The following is a 19,338-nucleotide window of genomic DNA, read 5'->3' as shown; positions in this document are numbered from 1 at the left end:
TTGACTGGTTGAAATTTTTTGACCAAAACAGGGTGTAGGCTGTAGGGGAAAGACGAAATGGTAAGCTGAAATTGTAGTTATCCCGACAACAGGCATCAATTACTATCGTTACCAGAGCAGTAAAGCAGGCAGAATATAGCTTTTGGGCAATAATGCAAAAACTCCTTTTTAATGACAAAGATAGATTTAGAGCGCAGGCCCTGTTCCTTGGTAAAGGTATTAACTTACAGACACTAGATAATTACGTTTCCTTGGCGACTATGCCACTAATAATTAGAGTTGGTGAAGAAGGCTACGCAGTATTGCTAGCCTATGGTGCAGTTGTCCTGTTTAACCTTGAGCCGAGAGAAAAGGTAGCCTTTTTGACCAAACTATCTTCTCAAATTAGCGGCCCTTTTGCCGACCCAGAAACAGAAGAGGTAGAAGTTCATCTCAGTATTAGTGAGAGTGAACGAGCCAAGGAAGGAAAAATTTTACTGCATGAATTGAGTATAGAACGCTTGCAGATAGTGGCTGATATTCTCGCCAAGAGTGTTGTGTTGTCTCACTATGAAACCAGCCTAGCGACTGTATTCGATCAAATTGAACCGTTCGCAGCTAGTCTCCAGCGTGAAAACAGAAGTAGACAACAAAGCCGGGAATTACTGCGTCAACTAGGAACTACCCTATTAGTTCAACATAAGATTGTAGGTCAAGTAGAGATTATCGATAAGCCGGAGTTGCTCTGGGAATCTCCACAGCTAGAAAACTTATATCTGCGCTTGGAGGATGAATACGAAATTCGCGAACGTCACCATGCTCTAGAACGTAAACTAGAGCTAATTGCCCAAACCGCTCAAACGGTGCTGGAGTTCATGCAGCATAGCAGTAGTCAGCGAGTAGAGTGGTATGTGGTGATTCTGATTGTGGTAGAGATTCTGCTGTCACTTTATGACATCCTTTTCAAAAGCTAATCTGAAATTTGGGGTTGTGAGATGGCGAGGGAGCGATCGCAACTACTCAAAATTCAGTGCGAGAAATCGCTCCTCAGAGCAATGTTATTACTAATACCATTTTGAAAAATGATTGCGACACATGGATTCACACCAAGCCAGACGCACCAAGGCAATTTCCAATCCAAAATCGTTCGACTGAGCGCAGCCGAAGTCTAAAATCCAAAATCTAAAATGGTATAACTTACTGGCAAACTGGAATACGGATTTGAAACTCCGCTCCCTCGCCCGGTTCTGAAGTGCAAGAGAGCGAACCACCATGTTTTTCGGTAACGATTTGGTAGCTAATCGACAAGCCCATACCTGTTCCTTTACCCACAGGTTTTGTGGTGAAGAAAGGATCGAACAGGCGACGGCGAATCGGCTCTGGTATACTCATCCCATTGTCTGCAATCCGAATTTCGACTCGATCGGCATTAATTTGCTCAGTGTGAATAGTAATAGTTGGAGTTGTTATTTCTCCTTGATTGTTCGTTAATGACTCTTCCAAAGCATCGATCGCATTACTCAACACATTCATAAATACTTGATTTAGCTGCCCTGCATAGCATTCCACTTGAGGCAAATTACCGTAGTGTTTAATAAGCTCAATAGCGGGACGATCTGACTTGGCTTTGAGGCGATGTTGGAGAATCATTATCGTACTGTCAATGCCCTCATGAATATTAACAGCTTTAATTTCGGCTTCGTCCATACGTGAGAAGGTTCGCAGAGAAGCGACAATTTGCCGAATCCGATCTGCTCCAACCCACATAGAAGATAGTAGCTTCGGCAGGTCTTCTAGCACGAATTCTAGATCGATCGCCTCTGCTTCTGACTGAATCTCTGGATGGGGAGATGGGTAATGCTTCTGATAAAGTTCCAGCAGTCTTAGCACCTCTTGGGTGTAACTGTTGGCATGGGTCAGATTGCCAAAGATAAAATTGACTGGATTGTTGATTTCGTGAGCAACCCCAGCTACCAATTGCCCCAAGCTCGACATTTTCTCGGTCTGCACAAGATGAGCCTGGGTTTGTTGTAGTTTATACAGAGATTTTTCGATTTGTTCGGCTTTTTCTCGCTCTCGCGTTTCGGATGCTTGCAAAGCTTCATTTTTAGTTTCGAGTTCTTGTGATTTAGCTTCCAGTTGTTCTGAATAAGCTTGCAGGTTGGTGTAAAGACGGGCGTTGTCGATCGCAATCGAAATTTGTGCTATCAACAGACTCAACACATTCACCCGTTCTGGGGTAAAAGCACCAGAAATGAGATTATTTTCCACGTAAATAATCCCAGTAAACTTGCCAGAGTGAATCAGCGGCAAACACAAAATTGACTTGGATTGGTAGGTGGTGATATAAGCATCAGCCACAAAACGTGAGTCTTTAACAGCATTGTCTAAAACCAGATTGTTTCTAGTTCTTTCGACATAATTCAATAAGGCAACTGGGAGTAGGGGTGAATTAGTTTTATCCTCTGTGTTAACAACAACGCTAACCTCCTTATCTATAACTATTCCCGTCGCTTCTAATATCCATTGATTCTCATGCTTGGCAATAAAATAACCTTGTTGAGCGCCAGCATTTTCGATGACAATCTTCATCAATTTTTCGAGCAGCTGAGTTAGCACCATTTCTTCTGATAGCACTTGTGCAGCTTTCATCACTGTCATGAAGTCGAAAATGTGAGCGCCTCCAGTAGTCGTAGAGCTTGTTTGAATAGTGTGTAGGTAATTCGTTTCTATTTTTTCTGTGTTTGACCGCAAAATTAATTGCGGATAGCGTGTTTCTAAATCTTTGACTTTAGCAACAGCACCCCAATGGCTGTAGGCGTAGTAAGCATTTGTCATGTATATTTGGGCAATCGTTTCTTTACCCCATGACAGATAAAATTTGGCGGCGAGTTCGTGGGCGATCGCTTCTTCGTTGATGTACTCGTTTTCTTTAGCAAGTGCGATCGCTTTTTCATACATCTCGATCGCTTCGATTTTTTCGCCTAAAACTCGATGCTGTTCTGCCTCTACTAAATAGAATTTGTGTAAATGATTCATTGGGGCATAATCTGCCCATTTTTGGATTTTTTCTTGATTAGCTTGGACGCGATCGAGAATTGCCTTTTGCTCTGATTCTTGGCTATTAGGATACACCGCTAGCCGCAGTAAAGAATCGTAAAAATTTAATAGAGGAACAAGGGGCATTCCTACCACTGCATCTAAATACTTCTCTGCTATAGCGAGATTCTCAATCGCTTCCGAGTAATTTTCAAACCAATAACAAAGCAAAAATTTGTTCAAATAGATGTAGCCAACTCCCGCATTGTCGTTTGCTTGTTGGTGCAGTGGCAACCCGATCTGTTCATCGCAGGCTTCACCCTTTAGAAGGCAGGGATTTTCATTTTTTCCCAGTAGATTTAAGGTAGCCTGCCAATAGATTTCTATATAATTAAGCGCTGTTTCTTGCTTAATTTTATGAATAGCATCTCTGTTTCTTGCCATCTCTCTTTCAAGGACAGCCAGTTCTTTACCGCTAAAGTAAGCTAAACAGGAGTACTGTAGTAGACAATAGCCTGCATATTCTAAATCTCCTGTCTCCATTCCGCTAGAGTAACCTGACAGCAAAGGCTCTAAGGTTTCTCTCAGATGCTCTTTCCAATGTCGGATAAATAGATTTACGATGAAAACTGTCTTGGCTTTGATTTCTTGAGCATTTAACTTTGACACTAGATTTAAAGCCAACTGACCAAATTTATAACCTGAATCAATATCTCCCACAATCGCACAAAGAAGAAAACCATAATTGGCATAAGCAAACCCAGAAACGGCAGCATTACCATATTCGACAGATAATTGTACTTGTTTGCACACCGTCAAGGGCAACAGTGCAGGAGCAGCAATATATGCAGGGGCAAAGATACTTGACAAAAGTCTAATAGCTGCTAATTTATAGCGATCGCTCATTTGAGGTAGCTCAATTAAATCCTCAATTCGCGTTCCACTCAAAATTGCCGCAGTGTCCGCCAGACCTTGCCCAATATCTGACGCGTTCGGTTCTTGGGGAAACTCTACCCCTAACTGCTTTAAAACTTGTAGCGCTGTGTTAACCGCTTCTAATAACCTGTTCTGCGCCATATAAGCTTGCATCTGGACTTCATACACTTTAATTTTGTCCAGTAGCGTCACACCACAGTTTTGGACGATCTCAAACAATCTCTGCATTTCTTCAAAATCACCGCTCAAAAAAGCTGCTTCTGCTGCTTCTGAGTGCAGTGCTAATGTCAGTTCATATTCACACTTCCAGCTTTCTTCTACTAACAATCCCAAACCAACTTGCAAATATTTGATGGCGGAATCGTGCGCTGTGGCTGCTTTCGCTCTCTGACCGGCGATCAGATTTAGTTCTGCAAGTTGATATTTTTCTGCTTCAGATATCAGTAAATCAGTACCGTAATTGAGTTGATTAACTAAAGCAAATATATTTTCTTTGCGTTCTTCTGGTGTCGTATTTTGTAGTAGTAATTGACCAATTTTTAGATGCGTTGCTTGCTTGCGATCGTCGGGAATTAAAGAATACGCCGCTTGCTGTACGCGATCGTGTAAAAACTTATAATCAACCTTGACATCAGTTAAATTAATTCTGTCAGAATCTTCCTGACTAAAGACTAAGGGAATTTTGTAATCCTGATTTAACGGCAGAATTAACCCAGCTTGGAGGGCTGACCACAATTGCGCCGCAGTTGTTAGAGAAGATGCTTCGTTAACGATCGCCAATACATCCAAGTTAAAAGTATTACCAATACAAGCAGCCAGTTTCAAAACTTGTTGCGTTTCTAATGACAGTTTGCGAATATTTCTCGCTGTCAGTTCAACAACATTCAGGTCAGTAATGCCGATCCCTTGAATATGTTGGATATTCCATTGCCATACTCCTGAATGGAAGTCGTATGTTAGTAAGTCTTCTTGGTGTAGGGTTTTCAGCAGTTGTGTTAAGAAGAAAGGGTTCCCCCCGGTTTTGTGGAATAGTAATTCTGCTAGTGGCTGACTGTGTTCTATGTGATTCAATGTATCGCCAATTAACGCTTCCACATCCGTTAACTGCAATGACGACAAGACGATGTTATTCACCACCGCACCAGAAGATTGGATTTTGGACAAACCCATCATCAGTGGATGGGTGGGCGAAACTTCATTATCACGGTATGCCCCGATTAGTAATAAATATTTGCGCTCAGTATCGGTCATCAATAGCTCAATTAAGTTCAGTGATGCCGAATCTGCCCACTGCAAGTCATCCAGAAAGACAACTAAGGGATGGTCTTGGTTTGTAAAGACCCCAATGAATTGCCCAAAAACGCGATTGAAACGGTTTTGAGATTCTGTCGCTCCCAATTGTGTTACAGGTGGCACAGTTCCAATAATGAGTTCGACTTCGGGAATCACATCAATAATGACTTGCCCGTTTTCTCCCAACGCAGTTAACAGTTTCTCTTTCCAACCTTGGATTTGGGCAACGCCTTCGGTGAGTAATTGCTGAATCAAAGATTGGAACGCCTGAATCAACGACGTGTATGGAATATTGCGTTTGAACTGATCGAACTTGCCTGCAATGAAATAACCTCTGGCCCCGACAATCGGTTTATGAACTTCATTGACGACACTCGTCTTGCCAATGCCCGAATAACCAGAGACGAGCATGAGTTCGCTGTTACCTCCTGCCACACGCTCAAATGCAGTCATTAATGTTGCTACTTCTGCTTCGCGTCCGTAGAGTTGTTGTCCAATCAAAAAATGCCCAGATTTGTCCCGTCTCCCTGGTACGAAGTTTTCAATCTTGCCAATCACTTGAAGTTGAAACAAGCATTCCTCTAAATCCGCTTTCAGCCCCCAAGCGCTTTGATACCGCTCCTCTGCTGTTTTCGCTAACAGTTTCAAAATAATTGCACTAATCGCCTCTGGTACATCTTCCAGAACACGGCACACGGTTTCGCTACAAGGTGCGACTGGCATTTTGGCGATGTGACAGTGGATCAACTCCATCGGGTCACTAGCATAAAATGGCAGCGTGCCTGTTAGCATTTCATACAAGGTGACACCCAACGAATAAAAGTCGGTGCGATAGTCGCACACCCGGTTCATTCTGCCTGTTTGCTCAGGCGACATATAGGCAAGTGTACCTTCAAGCAAATTAGGATTGCTCAAAGTAGGATTTTCTCGATCGAGGCGCGAGGAGATACTGAAGTCAATCAGTTTGACTTCCCCAGATTCGGGATTAATTAAAATATTGTGCGGCTTAATATCTTTATGTATAATTTTTTGGGCGTGTAGCTCTCCTAAAGTCTGTGCCAAATTAATCGCCACCTTGAGAAAAGTAATCAAGGTAGTTTTTTCAGTCGCAATTATTTCTTTGAGCAAGCAACCTGGGATATCTTCTAATACCAAAGCCAAACCATGCTGATAATTCTTTAATTCGTAGGCTTTAACAATGCCAGGAATTCGCAGGGACTCAATGATTTGATATTCGTGGCGCAGTCGAGCAATATCTTCCAGTGGTGGATGTTCGCACAGAAGAGTTTTGATCGCCACAGAGACATTATCGGTTTCTCGCCGTCCACGATAAATGACGGTTTTACTACCGGAGTGAAGGGTTTCGAGGAGTTGATAACCAGATAAAGTAGCTGTCATTGTTTTCTCTTGCAATATAAGCATTCTTAATATGCCCATGCAAGTTTAGCTTTGTAACATCTGAGACAAAAATAAGCATATTTTTACGAGATGTTACATGAATAATTTGGAAAAAAAGTATTTATTCTTACTTGATTTTCACGGTATTTTGCGTGTTTTTGACCTGTAACGAACTAACGCTTATCTTATCGCAGCCGCAAGTAAAGACATGACACAACGAATCAAAGCCAACACCTATTTTCTCTGCAACAAACAGAAGAATCGTTGGATTTTCGCGGGAGTCAACTTCTCGATAAAAGATATTTGTAGGATAAAAACTGGGTGATATGGTCGTTATGCTCCAGTTTCTCAAAGATTGAGGTCGGACAATCCAGGTTAATTATCAAGACGATGGCCCAGTATCCAGTGGTATTTGCGAATAAACAAGCAGATATTCCTTAATTATACAGTTTTTTGAAATGAGGCGATCGCATTCGTGTATTCTCCAAGTATGAATACTGCACCAAAACCAGCAGAAAAGGTGGATGTGTGGCATGAATATGTCGGATATTGTAAATTAAAACCATCATTTTATATCTAGTAAAATTAACTGAAATCAGTCAATGGGTAAACACATTTTGGAGATTACTTTATATAGGATTTATCTAAAAGTTTAAAATATCTAATGATTCTTCTATTTCTAAATCTAATATTATTTCTCGTGTATCTTTGAGTGCTTCTAGCTTACCTTCTTTACGATAGATATCTGCCGCTTTTTGAAAATCTTCAATTGCTCTCTGTTTGTCTGCAATTTCTAAACGAATATTACCACGGTTATAATAAGCATCAGCATAACTAGGATTAATCTGGATTGCCTGAGTATAATCTTCGATTGCGCCCTCAAAATCTCCTAAATCTGAACGAGCATTCCCACGGTTGTAATAAGCATCAGCATAACTAGGATTAATTTGGATTGCCTGAGTATAATCTTCAATTGCGCCCTCAAAATCTCCTAAATCTGAACGAGCATTTCCACGTTTTTTATAAGCTATAGCATCTTGAGGATTAATCTTGATTGCTTGAGGAAATCCTGGCTGAGAACCTAATAAATAACGAGTAATTCCACGGTTTTTATAAGCATCAGCATAATGAGGATTAATTTTAATAGCCTGGGTATAATCTTCAATTGCTCCTTGATTATCTCCAACATGAGAACGAGCTTCTGCCCGATTTTTATAGGTTACGGCAACATTAGGATTAATTCTAATAGCTTGAGTATAATCATTAATCGCTTCCTCTAATCGCCCCAGTTGATAGAGAGCTAAACCTCGTTTATTATAAGATTTAGCATCATGAATATTCATCTGGATTGCCTGAGAATAATCTGCGATCGCCGCTTCGTAATCTCCTATTTGATAGTGAGCTAAACCTCGTTTATAATATAAATTAATATCATTATTAACTTCTAAAGCTTGAGTGTAATTAATAATAGCATTTGGATATTCTCCTTTCTCGACATATTCATCACCCCTTTTTATATGTAGATTTAAATCTTCATCACTATATTCAGGTTTAAAAGGAGATTTTAACACCTGATTAATAGTTGGTTTAGATGAAATTTCCTGTTTCGGAAGATATTTATAAATAGCTGGTTGTTGGCGAGAAGAATTATTTATAGAAGATTGTAACTGTTCTAGATAACACCATAAACCACCCCCATATAGTAATTGTTCTATTCCAAAAGAAATTTTCCCAGTCTTCAACTTAATCATTCGGGTTGGGAGAAAGCCAGCCAAAAAAAGGTGATACTCAGATTGTGCTTCACTGACATCTTCTTGAATTAAAATGCAAACTACTACTGCATTCTTTTCAACTTCTTCAGAACTAATTGACCATCTAACTCTGTCAATGCGACCATGACGAGATTTAACCTCAATACCAATAGATGGGTCAGAAGTCAAAGTAAAATCTATATTACCATCACCGCCAAATCGCTTTTCATAATCGACTTCGGTAATAAAATCGGCTAAACGTTCTTTGACAACTTCTTCACCCAACTTTCCTTTGAGATAGCTAAGAAAAACATCACGTACTGGTAAAACACGCTTATATTTCTCAGCCATCTGCCAGCAAAATTCCCGTAATGCTTTTAATCTCTCTCCAGAAATTATAGTTAATTCACTATATTGACCTTCTGTTTCACAATGAAGCAGACAACCAGATGCTAACCTTTTAATAAAATCAGACTGTAGCGATCGCAGTAGTGTAATCCAGTCCATTGATATTTCTGCGAATCTTTTGATGAGATTATTCTATTAAAATATTCAGTTGGCGTAAACCTTTTAATTAGCTTGGGTGATATTCCCAAAAATTGTTGACTATTTTGCAATAATTCTTTATTTAAATTAATATATGACAATGGGCTATGATACTTACCGTTGGACATTGGGGTAATTTACATTAGTTTTGAAACTGCGGCCATGTTTGATTATGCCAAAGTTTTGAAGAGTTGGGAGAGTGCGATCGCTGGGAATAATACATGAAATATTAATTAGCTAACCACCAATCGCGCAAATGGCCCAAAATCAAAACCCCAAGCCAAACTCTCTCACCAACTCCAGTCCCCCCTCCTCGCTTGCGGGGAGGGGGTTAGGGGGTGGGGTTCCGGGATACCCTTGGCAAACCCCACACGAACTTTGGAAAAAACTTAAACCATTGGTGCGACAAATGCGGTGTGAACCAACTCCAGCAGAAAAGCTACTTTGGGAAAAGTTGAGACACAAGCAACTTTTGGGTTTCAAGTTCCGCCGTCAGCAAACAATTGACCGTTTTATCGTCGATTTTTACTGTAATGAAGCGCGGTTAGTGGTGGAAGTGGATGGCGAAATTCATCACTACACACAAGAGGAAGATGCGATACGTCAAGAATTTTTGGAGAGTTTGGGGTTGCAGGTTGTGCGATTTAGAAATGAGGATGTTCTGGAGAGGGTGGAGGGGGTATTGCAGGATATTGGGGCTTGGTTGCAGAGATAGAACCCCACCCCCAACCCCCTCCCCGCAAGCGAGGAGGGGGCTAATTATGTGGTTTTTGGGGTGTGTGTGCTCGTACAATTTTACATAAGTTTGACAAATTTCTAAATTTTAGCCTTGCTACCCCACTACTGACTTCATTAACTGTGTTGCGATCGCAGTAGTGTAATCTAGTCCATTTATATTTCTGCGAATCTTTTGATCAGACTGATGAATCAGAGTCATCTTTTAGTAAAAAAGGAAATTGCTTTTCCTCAAGCTAATACAGAGCAAATGCGATTATGTTAATCGCTTAAGTAATACGGGAATACTATGTATAAGTTTTAAGGATAAAAATATGACTTTACCAATGGAAGAGTTTGGGCTAAATTTTGAGCAAACAAAAATTTTGTATAGTTTTCAGTATTTTTTAGTACAACAAGATATTGACAGAGAGACAGAATTTGTAAATAGGCAGCTTAAACGTAGATATTTAAACAAGTGGACTAAATCAGTTGAAAAATTTTTAGAAACTCTTGCGAGTAATGATTTACAAAAAAATAATAGTTTTTTATATACTGATTATTCTTTATTCGAGGAAGTATTCAAAAGAATGAAGTGGTCACTCAATAAAAAACGACCTTTATATTCAATTGTATTAGAATTGTCATTGTTTAGTCTCTATGCTCCTTTTGGTACTGAAGAAGATGAACAATTTAAAAAATTAAAACTTAGCGAAACATTTCGTCCACTAATTATAGAAAAAATTGTCTTTTTTGCCAATGAGCTTGGAGTTGAAAGAGAATACGTTACAAGATTTAAATCTAATTATCAAAAATGGAACAATGAAATTACAGGCTCAAACCCTTTGAATTTTTTGTTAGGAGGCTTGATAGGGGGAGCCGTTGTGGCAGCGGTAGTTGCTGCTATTGCAATACCTATTCTTGTTCCTTTACTAGCTCCTATACTTGCGCCGGGGCTTTCAGGCGCAGCGGCAATCTCAGCTGTGCTAGCGGCTTTGGGCGGAGGTGCTATTGCAGCAGGTGGTTTTGGTATGGCAGGTGGAATGGCTGTGATTGTTGGTGGCGGTGCAATTCTTGGCACTGGCGCTGGTAGTGGTATTAGTTCATTATTTGCTCAGTCACCGAATTTAGCAGTCCGCGAAGCAGCAAAATTTTTAGTGACTTTTAACGATATTATATTAGTTCAAGAAGATGTTATAAAGCAGGAAATTGCTTTAAACGCCAGAAACATAATTAAAGGACAGAGAAATGCAATTAATGAACTAGAAGAACAAATTTTAGAAATGCAAATGGCAAGAATTAATAATCAAGAGCAAATAAGTAATTTACAACAAGTTGTTAAATATTTGAGAAAAGCTTTAGAAATAAGCCAAAATTTATTAAAAAGTTTTTTGTATAAAAATGATTTACAATGAAATAGTAAATCGGCGACAAAATATTTGGGACGTAGTTGAGGATAAAAATAATCTGCGTAGATGCAAAGCAGCTTGTCGTCAGACATCGCTACTATTAGTCTCCCATGTACTCCTGGCCATAATTCAGGATCTTCTAAATACGGGTTCATTCCTGGAAATGGATAAGCCATAACAAATATCTCAAAACCAAAAAAATTTTAAAAGTAATTCTCATAGCCCCATCCTCGCTTGCCTGTTGGGGGTGAGATTTTAAGAACAACTAGTGAGGGCTGCACCACATTGCTCTTCCTTTGTCAACCAACCTTTAACACCTTGATATTCCACCTGCGCCCAATCTCCCTGACAGCCTAACAATTTGACAGCCGTATTAGCAGGAATTCTTCTCAGTTTTTGGCTTTTTTGACTGCTACTAGCATAGAAATCCACACCATTAGTACCGTAGCCTCGCGTTGTTAAGCCTAACTTTGGCACGAATACCCATCCAGTTGCTTGAAAACCATTGCTAGCATTAGTAATCTGCATCCAATTTCCAGCAGCACCAATAACGTGAACTGTTTCGTTAATGGGTATTTGTCCTATAATTATGTTATTTCTACTTGCACCACTCCGCACATTTAACCCTTGCGAATCTGTATCGATGACGTAGGCAAAAAGATCGCACTTTTGAGAATTACTTGATTTCGCTAAACTTATTTCACTAGCTATACCAGTATTGAGTATCATATTAATACAACTGAATGCTAATCCGAACGCTAACTTTGGTGCTGGATTTTTCACTTTTTTTGCGATCATTTCTTCAAGCTTCTGGCATCAGTACTCAAGGCTGGAATCTTAGTTTATATCTTTGAATCTACCTAAATAAATTCTGGTTAACTTTGTAACGTAGTTCGATCAAATAAATTTTAGTACCACAATAACACTTTTAATTTTACAAAATTTAGTCCTGCAATGTCTACGATGGTCACTGAGCCAAGTCGTTCGCGGAGCGTCTCGCAGAGAAGTGCGGGCTACGCCTACGCTGATGGATGCAACACAACGATATCATTGAGTATTAAGATGTCAATATATGGTGTAGTTAACGCCAACAGGAAGTTTATATTTCGACAAAGATTCATTAAGTTATATGAATAAGAAAATACATTCCATATCAGATAGCATAGTTCAAAAAATTAATAATCTCGACAATGTGAGTATTTTAGAATTAGACAAAGAAGAAATTATTAGCTTATTTAAGGCTAATGGAATCTTGCTTTTTAGAGGATTTGATGTTGATGTTGATATTTTTAAAAAATTTACCAATCTCTTGAGTATCGATTTTATAAATTATGCTGGTGGTGCATTCAGTAGAAGGGTAATTAATGGAGATGAGACTCTTTTAAGCGTCAATGATTTTAAATCTGAGATTAAGTTGCACGGAGAAATGTATTATCAGCAGAATATCCCACTTATGCTGTGGTTTTTCTGTGCTAATCCACCATTAAAAGATGGTGAAACTACGGTATGTGATGGCAGACAGTTTTTTAATGAAATTAGTAGTTCAACCAAAGAGTTATTTAGCAAAAAGAAGTTAAAATTTACTGTTCGGATATCTCAAGAGGACTGGCAGAAAAAATATCAAACAAATGATTTGAATCAACTAGAAAAGATGTGTCAGAACAACAATACGCATCTGACAGTAAATAACGATAAATCGATTCTGCTTGAATATATTTCTCCAGCCATCATCCCCAGCAGATGTGGAAAATATCAGGTATTTATTAATAGTCTATTACCCACAAAGCAGTTAAGTCCAAAGATTCTTAATTTTGAAGATGATTCAGAAATCCCTGAAGAGGTTGTCTCTGAACTTAATGAAGTTGCTGAAAAAATAACTACGGAAATTTCGTGGCAAAAAGGCGATATTTTAATGATTGACAATACAAGAATACTTCATGGGAGAAGGTCTTTTGTTGACGATCAAAGAGATATTTATATCAGGCTATGTTCTCCAGCTTTTTCATTTTGAGATTTTATTACAACAGTTATCATTGATTTAAATGATATCTGTCGTCAGGGTACAGCATTGCTATGCTATTACTGCATTATCCATAACACAATACTTTTCAGTTAACGGTTATTGGTGTAGATAATTTGTCTTTCAAGACGCGATCAATCGCGTCTCTACATTAGACGCGATAAATCGCGTCTCTACATTAGGGTTTTGTTGCTCTATCTAAACTGTATTGATTTTATAACAGGTTATTTCATATCATAGCCAAACAAATTTGGGTCTACTTCTCCTAACTGCAACTCTGCTAAACCATACTCCGCCCATCGTCTCTCTACCATCGCCGCCACATCTGGGTCAGATTCCAAAGGCGAACCCCATTCATGATTTGTTTCCGGCGGAATCTTGGTAGTCGCATCAATTCCCATCCGTCCACCTAAGCCAATCTTCTCACTGGCAAAATCCAACGTATCAAAAGGTGTATTTGGCAAAATAAAGACATCCCGCACTGGGTCAACTTTAGAACTAATCGCCCAGACAACTTGACGCGGATCGCGAATATTTATGTCTTTATCCACAACAATTACAAATTTGGTGTATGTAAATTGAGGTAAAGCACTCCAAAACGCTAAAGCCGCCCGTCGCGCTTGTCCCGGATATGCTTTATCAATGGAAATAATCGCTGCTTTGTAACTCAAAGCTTCCATTGGTAAGAAGAAATCGACAATTTCTGATACTTGTTGCCGCAGTATAGGCGTATAAATGCGATTGAGTGCGATCGCCATCATCGCTTCTTCTTTGGGTGGACGACCGCTAAATGTTGTTAAGTAAATCGGATTTTTCCGGTGCGTCATACACTCGAAGCGAATTAACGGCGAATCTTCCACGCCGCCGTAATAACCCATGTGGTCGCCAAAAGGCCCATCTGGTAAAACTTCCCCTGGTGTAATCGTTCCTTCCAAGATAAATTCGGAATCTGCGGGAACTTCCAAATCTACAGTTTTACATTTTGCCAACTGGACGCCAGAACCGCCATAAAGTCCTGCAAACAGCCATTCTGATAAATCTACAGGTATAGGTGTAGCTGCTGCCATGATAATTAGAGGATCTACACCAAGTGCGATCGCAACTTCTAATTTTTTCCCACGTTCGGCTGCTTTTCGCAAATGCCTCGCCCCACCCCGCACCGATAACCAGTGAACCGTCATCGTATTTTGAGATTGTAGTTGTAAGCGATACACACCTACATTTGGAGTACCAGTCTCACAATCCTTGGTAATTACTAATCCCAGCGTGATAATCTTGCCCGCATCACCAATATAAGGACGTATCAAAGGCAACTTATTTAAATCTAAATCATTACCTTGAAGCACAACTTGCTGACAAGTGGGGAAAAAGTCTCGTCCTGGTTTCGCCTTCACCACATCAAACAGCACTTTTCCAAAATCTATCGCCTGGGAAATCTTTTTCGGTGGTTTTGGTTGTTGCAGCATACTCAATTTTTTACCCAGAGTTTCCAACTCCTCTGGATGCTGCATATTCATCGCCCAGCAAATCCTTTCCACAGTTCCCATCAAATTCACCGCCACCGGGAAGGAAGCGCCTTTGACGTTTTCAAACAACAACCCTGGACCACCTTTTTGCAGCATTCGGTTGGAAATCTCAGCAATTTCCAAGTCTGGGTCAACTAAAGCTGAAATTCGCCGTAATTGTCCTCTTTCTTCCAAAATTTTGATGAATCCCCGCAAGTCTCTCGCCATTGTTCTAATAAAGCTGATTATTTAAGAAGTGTGAAGCGCTTTCTTATATTATGGGGCATTGGGAGAGTGGACTAGAAGACAAGGAGAATTGGAGACAACACATCTCAGGAAAGCTGATGAGTAAACTAGTAAACCTACTGTTCCAAAAATTGTGTAAAATTACTCCCCCAGAGTGATGTTACTAATCCTTCATATAAATGAAGAGTTTTGAAACCTAAACTTTCAGTTACCCTGAAATTGATATATATATAAAAGAGCAATTTTCAAATGACCATTTACTTTTATAAGGTTTGGCAGCCTTATGGCTGTTTTTCTAACTTTTCTCTCCACGGAATCCACATCGAGGGTGTTTACTGGCCAACGGTTGAGCATTATTATCAAGCGCAAAAGTTTGTAGGCAGCACAGATGCGGCAATTATACCTCTTATCCATGCCGCCGCCACCCCAGAAGAAGCTGCGACTTTGGGAAGATGTAGCACTCGCCAACTCCGTCGAGACTGGGATTTGGTTAAAACTCAAATTATGCGAGAAGCTGTACTCAAAAAGTTTCTCACTCATGCTGATATCAGAGAAGTTCTCCTGAAGACAGGTAATGAGATGTTGGTTGAAAACTCCCCAACCGATTCTTTTTGGGGCTGTGGTGCTAATAAAAGCGGTCAAAACCATCTCGGTAAAACTCTTATGAGTGTGCGTGAAGAAATTCGGAATTTACTATCTTTAACGGTAATTTACGAATAATTTAATCAAAATAGTTACATCCAACATCAAGTCAAGCAATTAAACGGGGAATAGTCAAATTCCCCAGCCAAAAACATTTTCAAAAATTACTAATAATTTAGTTATGGCTCTGAATAAATTTTAATTAATTGAATTAATGGGCAAAAAGATTAAAAAAATCTTTTTAATTTCAAGAAATTATTCCAGTTCTAAATTAAGTAAAATTACTGGAATAGTTTAATGATTGAGAATATAAAATTAATAAATGTCAATGATTAAAATTTTCTGAACTTTAGACTTGAGATGAGCGCTAAAAAGTATTTAATGATACAGCAATTTTATATATCACTTAAATCCGCTTTCCAAGAGACCTCTTGGCAAAAGTGCTTTTTACACTCTCGTAGGAAAAGGTTTTGGTTAAAGGGGAAGGGAAAATACAAAACCTTTACCTTTTCGCGACAAATGCCAAGAAGTCTAAGGGCTACAGGGAACAAGCAAAATATCTGTTACTTTTCAAACATCTTCTAATCCATTTCCAAAAATATTTGTAATACATGTATGCCCTTAGCAATACATTATTAGCAAGAATTTTTGGAAATAGGATGAAAATCAAAGTATTGTAAGTTGAAAATTACGATCGCGAACAATTATAAAAAATTATACTTAAATAAATTAAATAGAAGTAATGACACGTAGGTATAAACCAAACGAGTTGCAGCAAAACTTCGGTCGAGAAAGCTTACTGCACCGGATGACAAAACAGATTAGGCGATCGCTCGACCTTCAAGAGATATTAACAACTACTGTTAGCGAAGTGCGTTTATTTTTGGGTGCAGATCGGGTGAAAATTTATCGCTTTGATGCTGATGGTAGTGGTGAAGTGATTGCAGAATCTATTCATAAACAACGTCTGCCATCTTTATTGGGTCAACGCTTCCCAGCTGATGATATTCCAGAAGCCGCCAGAGAGATGTTTTTGTTGGCGGGGCAACGTTCGATTGTCGATGTGGCAAATGAGAAGATTGGGCTATCGCCTCTACAGTCAAAAGAAACTGGCAAACGTCTAGAAACTAATATCTACTATCGGCAAGTAGACCAGTGTCATATTCAATACCTAAAAGCAATGGGCGTGCAGTCTTCGTTGGTAGTACCAATTTTAGATTGCGAGCCACAAGAACTATCGGCAAAGCCTAAATTGTGGGGATTGTTGGTAGCTCACCACAGTGAACCGCAAAAGATTTTGAAGCGGGAACTAAAAGTATTGCAGCAAGTTGCCGATCAGGTAGCGATCGCGATCGCTCAAAGTAATCTACTCGCTGAAGCCCACGCCAAGCAAAAGCGAGAAGCTACTATTAATCGAGTCACCACATTATTGCATAAACTGCCGACAATCCAATTACAAGGAGCACTAGAAGAAGTTATTACTGCCTTCTGTGGAGTCGGTGGCAGGCTTTACATTGCAGAGAACCGAGAACTATACACCTGGGGCGACCAACCGACACTCCCCTACGAGTTAGATAACAGTATTATCGAACAGCATCCCATCTGGCAAAACTGGATGGCTGAGTTTCAACAAGGTAATATTTGGGCAACTACCGACCTCTATAAAGAACCACGTTTGCGAGTTTTGGCTTTAGCATTCCGTTCTACTGAAATTCGCGGACTCATGGTGATTCCGCTACATTACCGCGAAAAATTTATCGGTGTATTAACTATTTTTCGCTCGGAATTGGAAACGGAAATCTTGTGGGCGGGAAGATGCGAACATAATCGGCGACAACTTTTACCCCAGCTTTCCTTTGAGATTTGGCGAGAGCAAAAAAAAGGGCAATCACCTGAGTGGAAATTGGAAGACATCTTTTTGGCACAAGCTTTATACGATCATTTCTCAATGGCAATTCAGCAGCAGCAGATGTATAAACAGGTACAATCACTGAATGCCAACTTAGAACTGCGGGTGCAAGAGCAAACCTCTGAACTCGAAAAATCATTACTGTTTACCAAAGTCATCAAGCAAGTCACAGAGCATATTCGCCGCACATTGGACTTGCAAGCAACTCTGCAATCCATAGTTCAAGAAGTCCGTCCCCTGCTAAATTCAGACCGAATGCTGATTTTCTACCTGAAGACTCAATCAGTGATTGTGGAAGAGATTAATGGTGATTGGCAGTCAGTTTTGGGAGTGAATGCACCACCAGAATGCTTTCCTGATGAGTATACCCGTCTATACTGTCAGGGTAGGGTACGGGCAATTAACAACCTTTCAACGGCTTCTTTAAGTGATTGTCATCGAGAGTTTTTGCAGAGTTTGCAAGTGCAAGCAAACTTAATAGTTCCAATTAATATGGGTATGGAACTATGGGGCTTATTAATTGCCCATGAGTGTGAGGCTCCCAGAAATTGGCAAGATACAGAAATTGATTTATTGCAGCAGGTGGCAGATCAGGCTGCGATCGCAATTCAACAAGCACAACTCTACCAACAAACCTCACTAGCCGAAACTGAAGCCAGAAATCAAGCTGCTCAGTTAGAGCAGACCCTACACGAACTCCAAGAAACACAGACAAGATTGATTCAGACCGAAAAAATGTCTAGTTTAGGACAGTTGGTGGCGGGTGTCGCCCACGAAATCAACAACCCCGTTAACTTTATTTACGGTAATCTGTGCCACGCCAGTGATTACACCGAACAGCTGCTAGAAATTTTACGTCTCTACCAGCTATACTATCCCCATCCCCATAGTGAAATTCAAGCCGCGATCGAAGCGATCGATTTTGAATTTTTGGTAGAAGACCTGCCAAAAATCATGACCTCAATGCAACTAGGAACCGAACGCATTCGCTCAATAGTGTTGTCGTTACGCAATTTTTCTCGCTTGGATGAGTCTGAAAACAAGCGCGTTGACCTGCATGAAGGTATTGACAACACCTTATTAATTTTGCAACATCGGCTGAAAGGAAATGCCGAATTTCCACGAATTGAGATAATAAAAGATTATGGCAGCATTCCACGGGTGGAATGCTATGCCGGTCAAATGAATCAAGTATTCATGAATATTTTCAGCAATGCCATAGATGCTCTGGAAGTAGGGCGTCGAGAGTGGCGGGATCGGGGTGACAAGGAGAATAACTCATGCCCAATTCCAACTATCCAGATTTCCACTAAAGTCTCAGCAGACAACTCTCGTCTGTTAATTCGGATTACTGACAACGGCCCCGGAATGAATGAAGACGTAAAAAAGCGAATTTTTGACCCGTTTTACACTACCAAGCCTGTGGGCAAAGGTACAGGATTGGGACTAGCAATCAGCTATCAGATTATTGTTGAAAAACATGGGGGAATAATGGAGTGCATTTCAGAACCTGGCAAAGGTACAGAGTTCTGGATTGAGATTCCCATCAAGCCTCCAGCCAAAATAGTTAACTAGCAATAGTTGTGGGAGATGAGGATGCAGGGGAAAAATCACTATTGGTTATTGACCAATGCTCAATTGTTAGTTTCAAAACTTAAAAATCGATTGATAAATTTTTAAATTCATCCACAAGATAGATGATAATTTTCTTAACATCTAGGCTAAATAAATAGCTATCAGCGATCCAGGATACAATACTGCTCGCTTTGTGCATTTTTAAATCGAAATTGGATTTGGGGAAAAGGTTAAAGGGTAAAGGGTAAAGGTTTTTTCTTTCCTCTTTACCCTTTCCTTTTCCTCAAAACCCGACAAGTATCGATCCAGGATATGCAATATATTTAATTCGATTAAAATCATTTAAAAGTAAAGTTTAGTTGCAAAATAAATTCCT

The 19,338-nt window shown here is 39.8% G+C and carries 10 protein-coding genes and 1 pseudogene; 6 read left to right on the top strand and 5 right to left on the bottom strand.

What is annotated here, in order from left to right; all coding sequences use genetic code 11:
- The first annotated feature begins 152 nt into the window (after window positions 1-152).
- Window positions 153-953: an RMD1 family protein gene (locus NSTC731_RS31545; RefSeq protein ID WP_445628381.1), complete on the top strand. Its 801-nt coding sequence runs from the start codon at window positions 153-155 to the stop codon at window positions 951-953.
- Between the two features lie 223 nt (window positions 954-1,176).
- On the opposite strand, the gene NSTC731_RS31540 is transcribed toward NSTC731_RS31545, so the two are convergent.
- Both NSTC731_RS31540 and NSTC731_RS31535 read right to left on the bottom strand, forming a co-directional pair.
- The gene (locus NSTC731_RS31540) at window positions 1,177-6,645 is read right to left on the bottom strand and encodes a trifunctional serine/threonine-protein kinase/ATP-binding protein/sensor histidine kinase (protein WP_445628380.1); all 5,469 of its coding nucleotides are present in this window, start codon (window positions 6,643-6,645) and stop codon (window positions 1,177-1,179) included.
- 644 nt (window positions 6,646-7,289) lie between these two features.
- Window positions 7,290-8,903: a tetratricopeptide repeat protein gene (locus tag NSTC731_RS31535; RefSeq protein ID WP_445628379.1), complete on the bottom strand. Its 1,614-nt coding sequence runs from the start codon at window positions 8,901-8,903 to the stop codon at window positions 7,290-7,292.
- Window positions 8,904-9,198: 295 nt separating this feature from the next.
- Here NSTC731_RS31535 and NSTC731_RS31530 point away from each other — a divergent pair, with 295 nt between their 5' ends.
- Together NSTC731_RS31530 and NSTC731_RS31525 are read left to right on the top strand one after the other, a co-directional pair.
- Window positions 9,199-9,657, top strand: coding sequence for an endonuclease domain-containing protein (locus tag NSTC731_RS31530; RefSeq protein WP_445628378.1), 459 nt, complete (start codon window positions 9,199-9,201; stop codon window positions 9,655-9,657).
- Window positions 9,658-9,991: 334 nt separating this feature from the next.
- Entirely contained in the window at window positions 9,992-11,071 is a 1,080-nt protein-coding gene (locus tag NSTC731_RS31525; protein WP_445628377.1) for a hypothetical protein, read from the top strand.
- 11 nt (window positions 11,072-11,082) lie between these two features.
- Here NSTC731_RS31525 and NSTC731_RS31520 read toward each other — a convergent pair.
- Together NSTC731_RS31520 and NSTC731_RS31515 are read right to left on the bottom strand one after the other, a co-directional pair.
- Window positions 11,083-11,241: pseudogene (locus NSTC731_RS31520) on the bottom strand (DUF4058 family protein); the annotation flags it as partial.
- A 79-nt stretch (window positions 11,242-11,320) separates the two neighbouring features.
- Window positions 11,321-11,863 (bottom strand): SH3 domain-containing protein, encoded by a 543-nt coding sequence (locus NSTC731_RS31515; RefSeq protein ID WP_445628376.1) that lies wholly within the window; start codon window positions 11,861-11,863, stop codon window positions 11,321-11,323.
- Between the two features lie 331 nt (window positions 11,864-12,194).
- On the opposite strand from NSTC731_RS31515, the gene NSTC731_RS31510 reads away from it, so the two are divergent.
- The gene (locus NSTC731_RS31510) at window positions 12,195-13,076 is read left to right on the top strand and encodes a TauD/TfdA family dioxygenase (RefSeq protein ID WP_445628375.1); all 882 of its coding nucleotides are present in this window, start codon (window positions 12,195-12,197) and stop codon (window positions 13,074-13,076) included.
- A gap of 233 nt (window positions 13,077-13,309) precedes the next feature.
- Here the strand turns inward: NSTC731_RS31510 and NSTC731_RS31505 are convergent, their stop codons facing one another.
- Window positions 13,310-14,818 (bottom strand): UbiD family decarboxylase, encoded by a 1,509-nt coding sequence (locus tag NSTC731_RS31505; protein ID WP_445628374.1) that lies wholly within the window; start codon window positions 14,816-14,818, stop codon window positions 13,310-13,312.
- Window positions 14,819-15,085: 267 nt separating this feature from the next.
- On the opposite strand from NSTC731_RS31505, the gene NSTC731_RS31500 reads away from it, so the two are divergent.
- Window positions 15,086-15,556, top strand: a complete 471-nt coding sequence (locus NSTC731_RS31500; protein ID WP_445628373.1) for an N-glycosidase — start codon at window positions 15,086-15,088, stop codon at window positions 15,554-15,556.
- Between the two features lie 664 nt (window positions 15,557-16,220).
- A complete protein-coding gene (locus NSTC731_RS31495; protein WP_445628372.1) occupies window positions 16,221-18,962 on the top strand; it encodes a GAF domain-containing sensor histidine kinase in 2,742 nt (913 codons plus the stop codon).
- Window positions 18,963-19,338 lie beyond the last annotated feature (376 nt).

Source organism: Nostoc sp. DSM 114167, from assembly GCF_052692655.1.
Note: the sequence above shows the minus strand (reverse complement) of the source record. Positions and strands in the feature narration are given on the sequence as shown.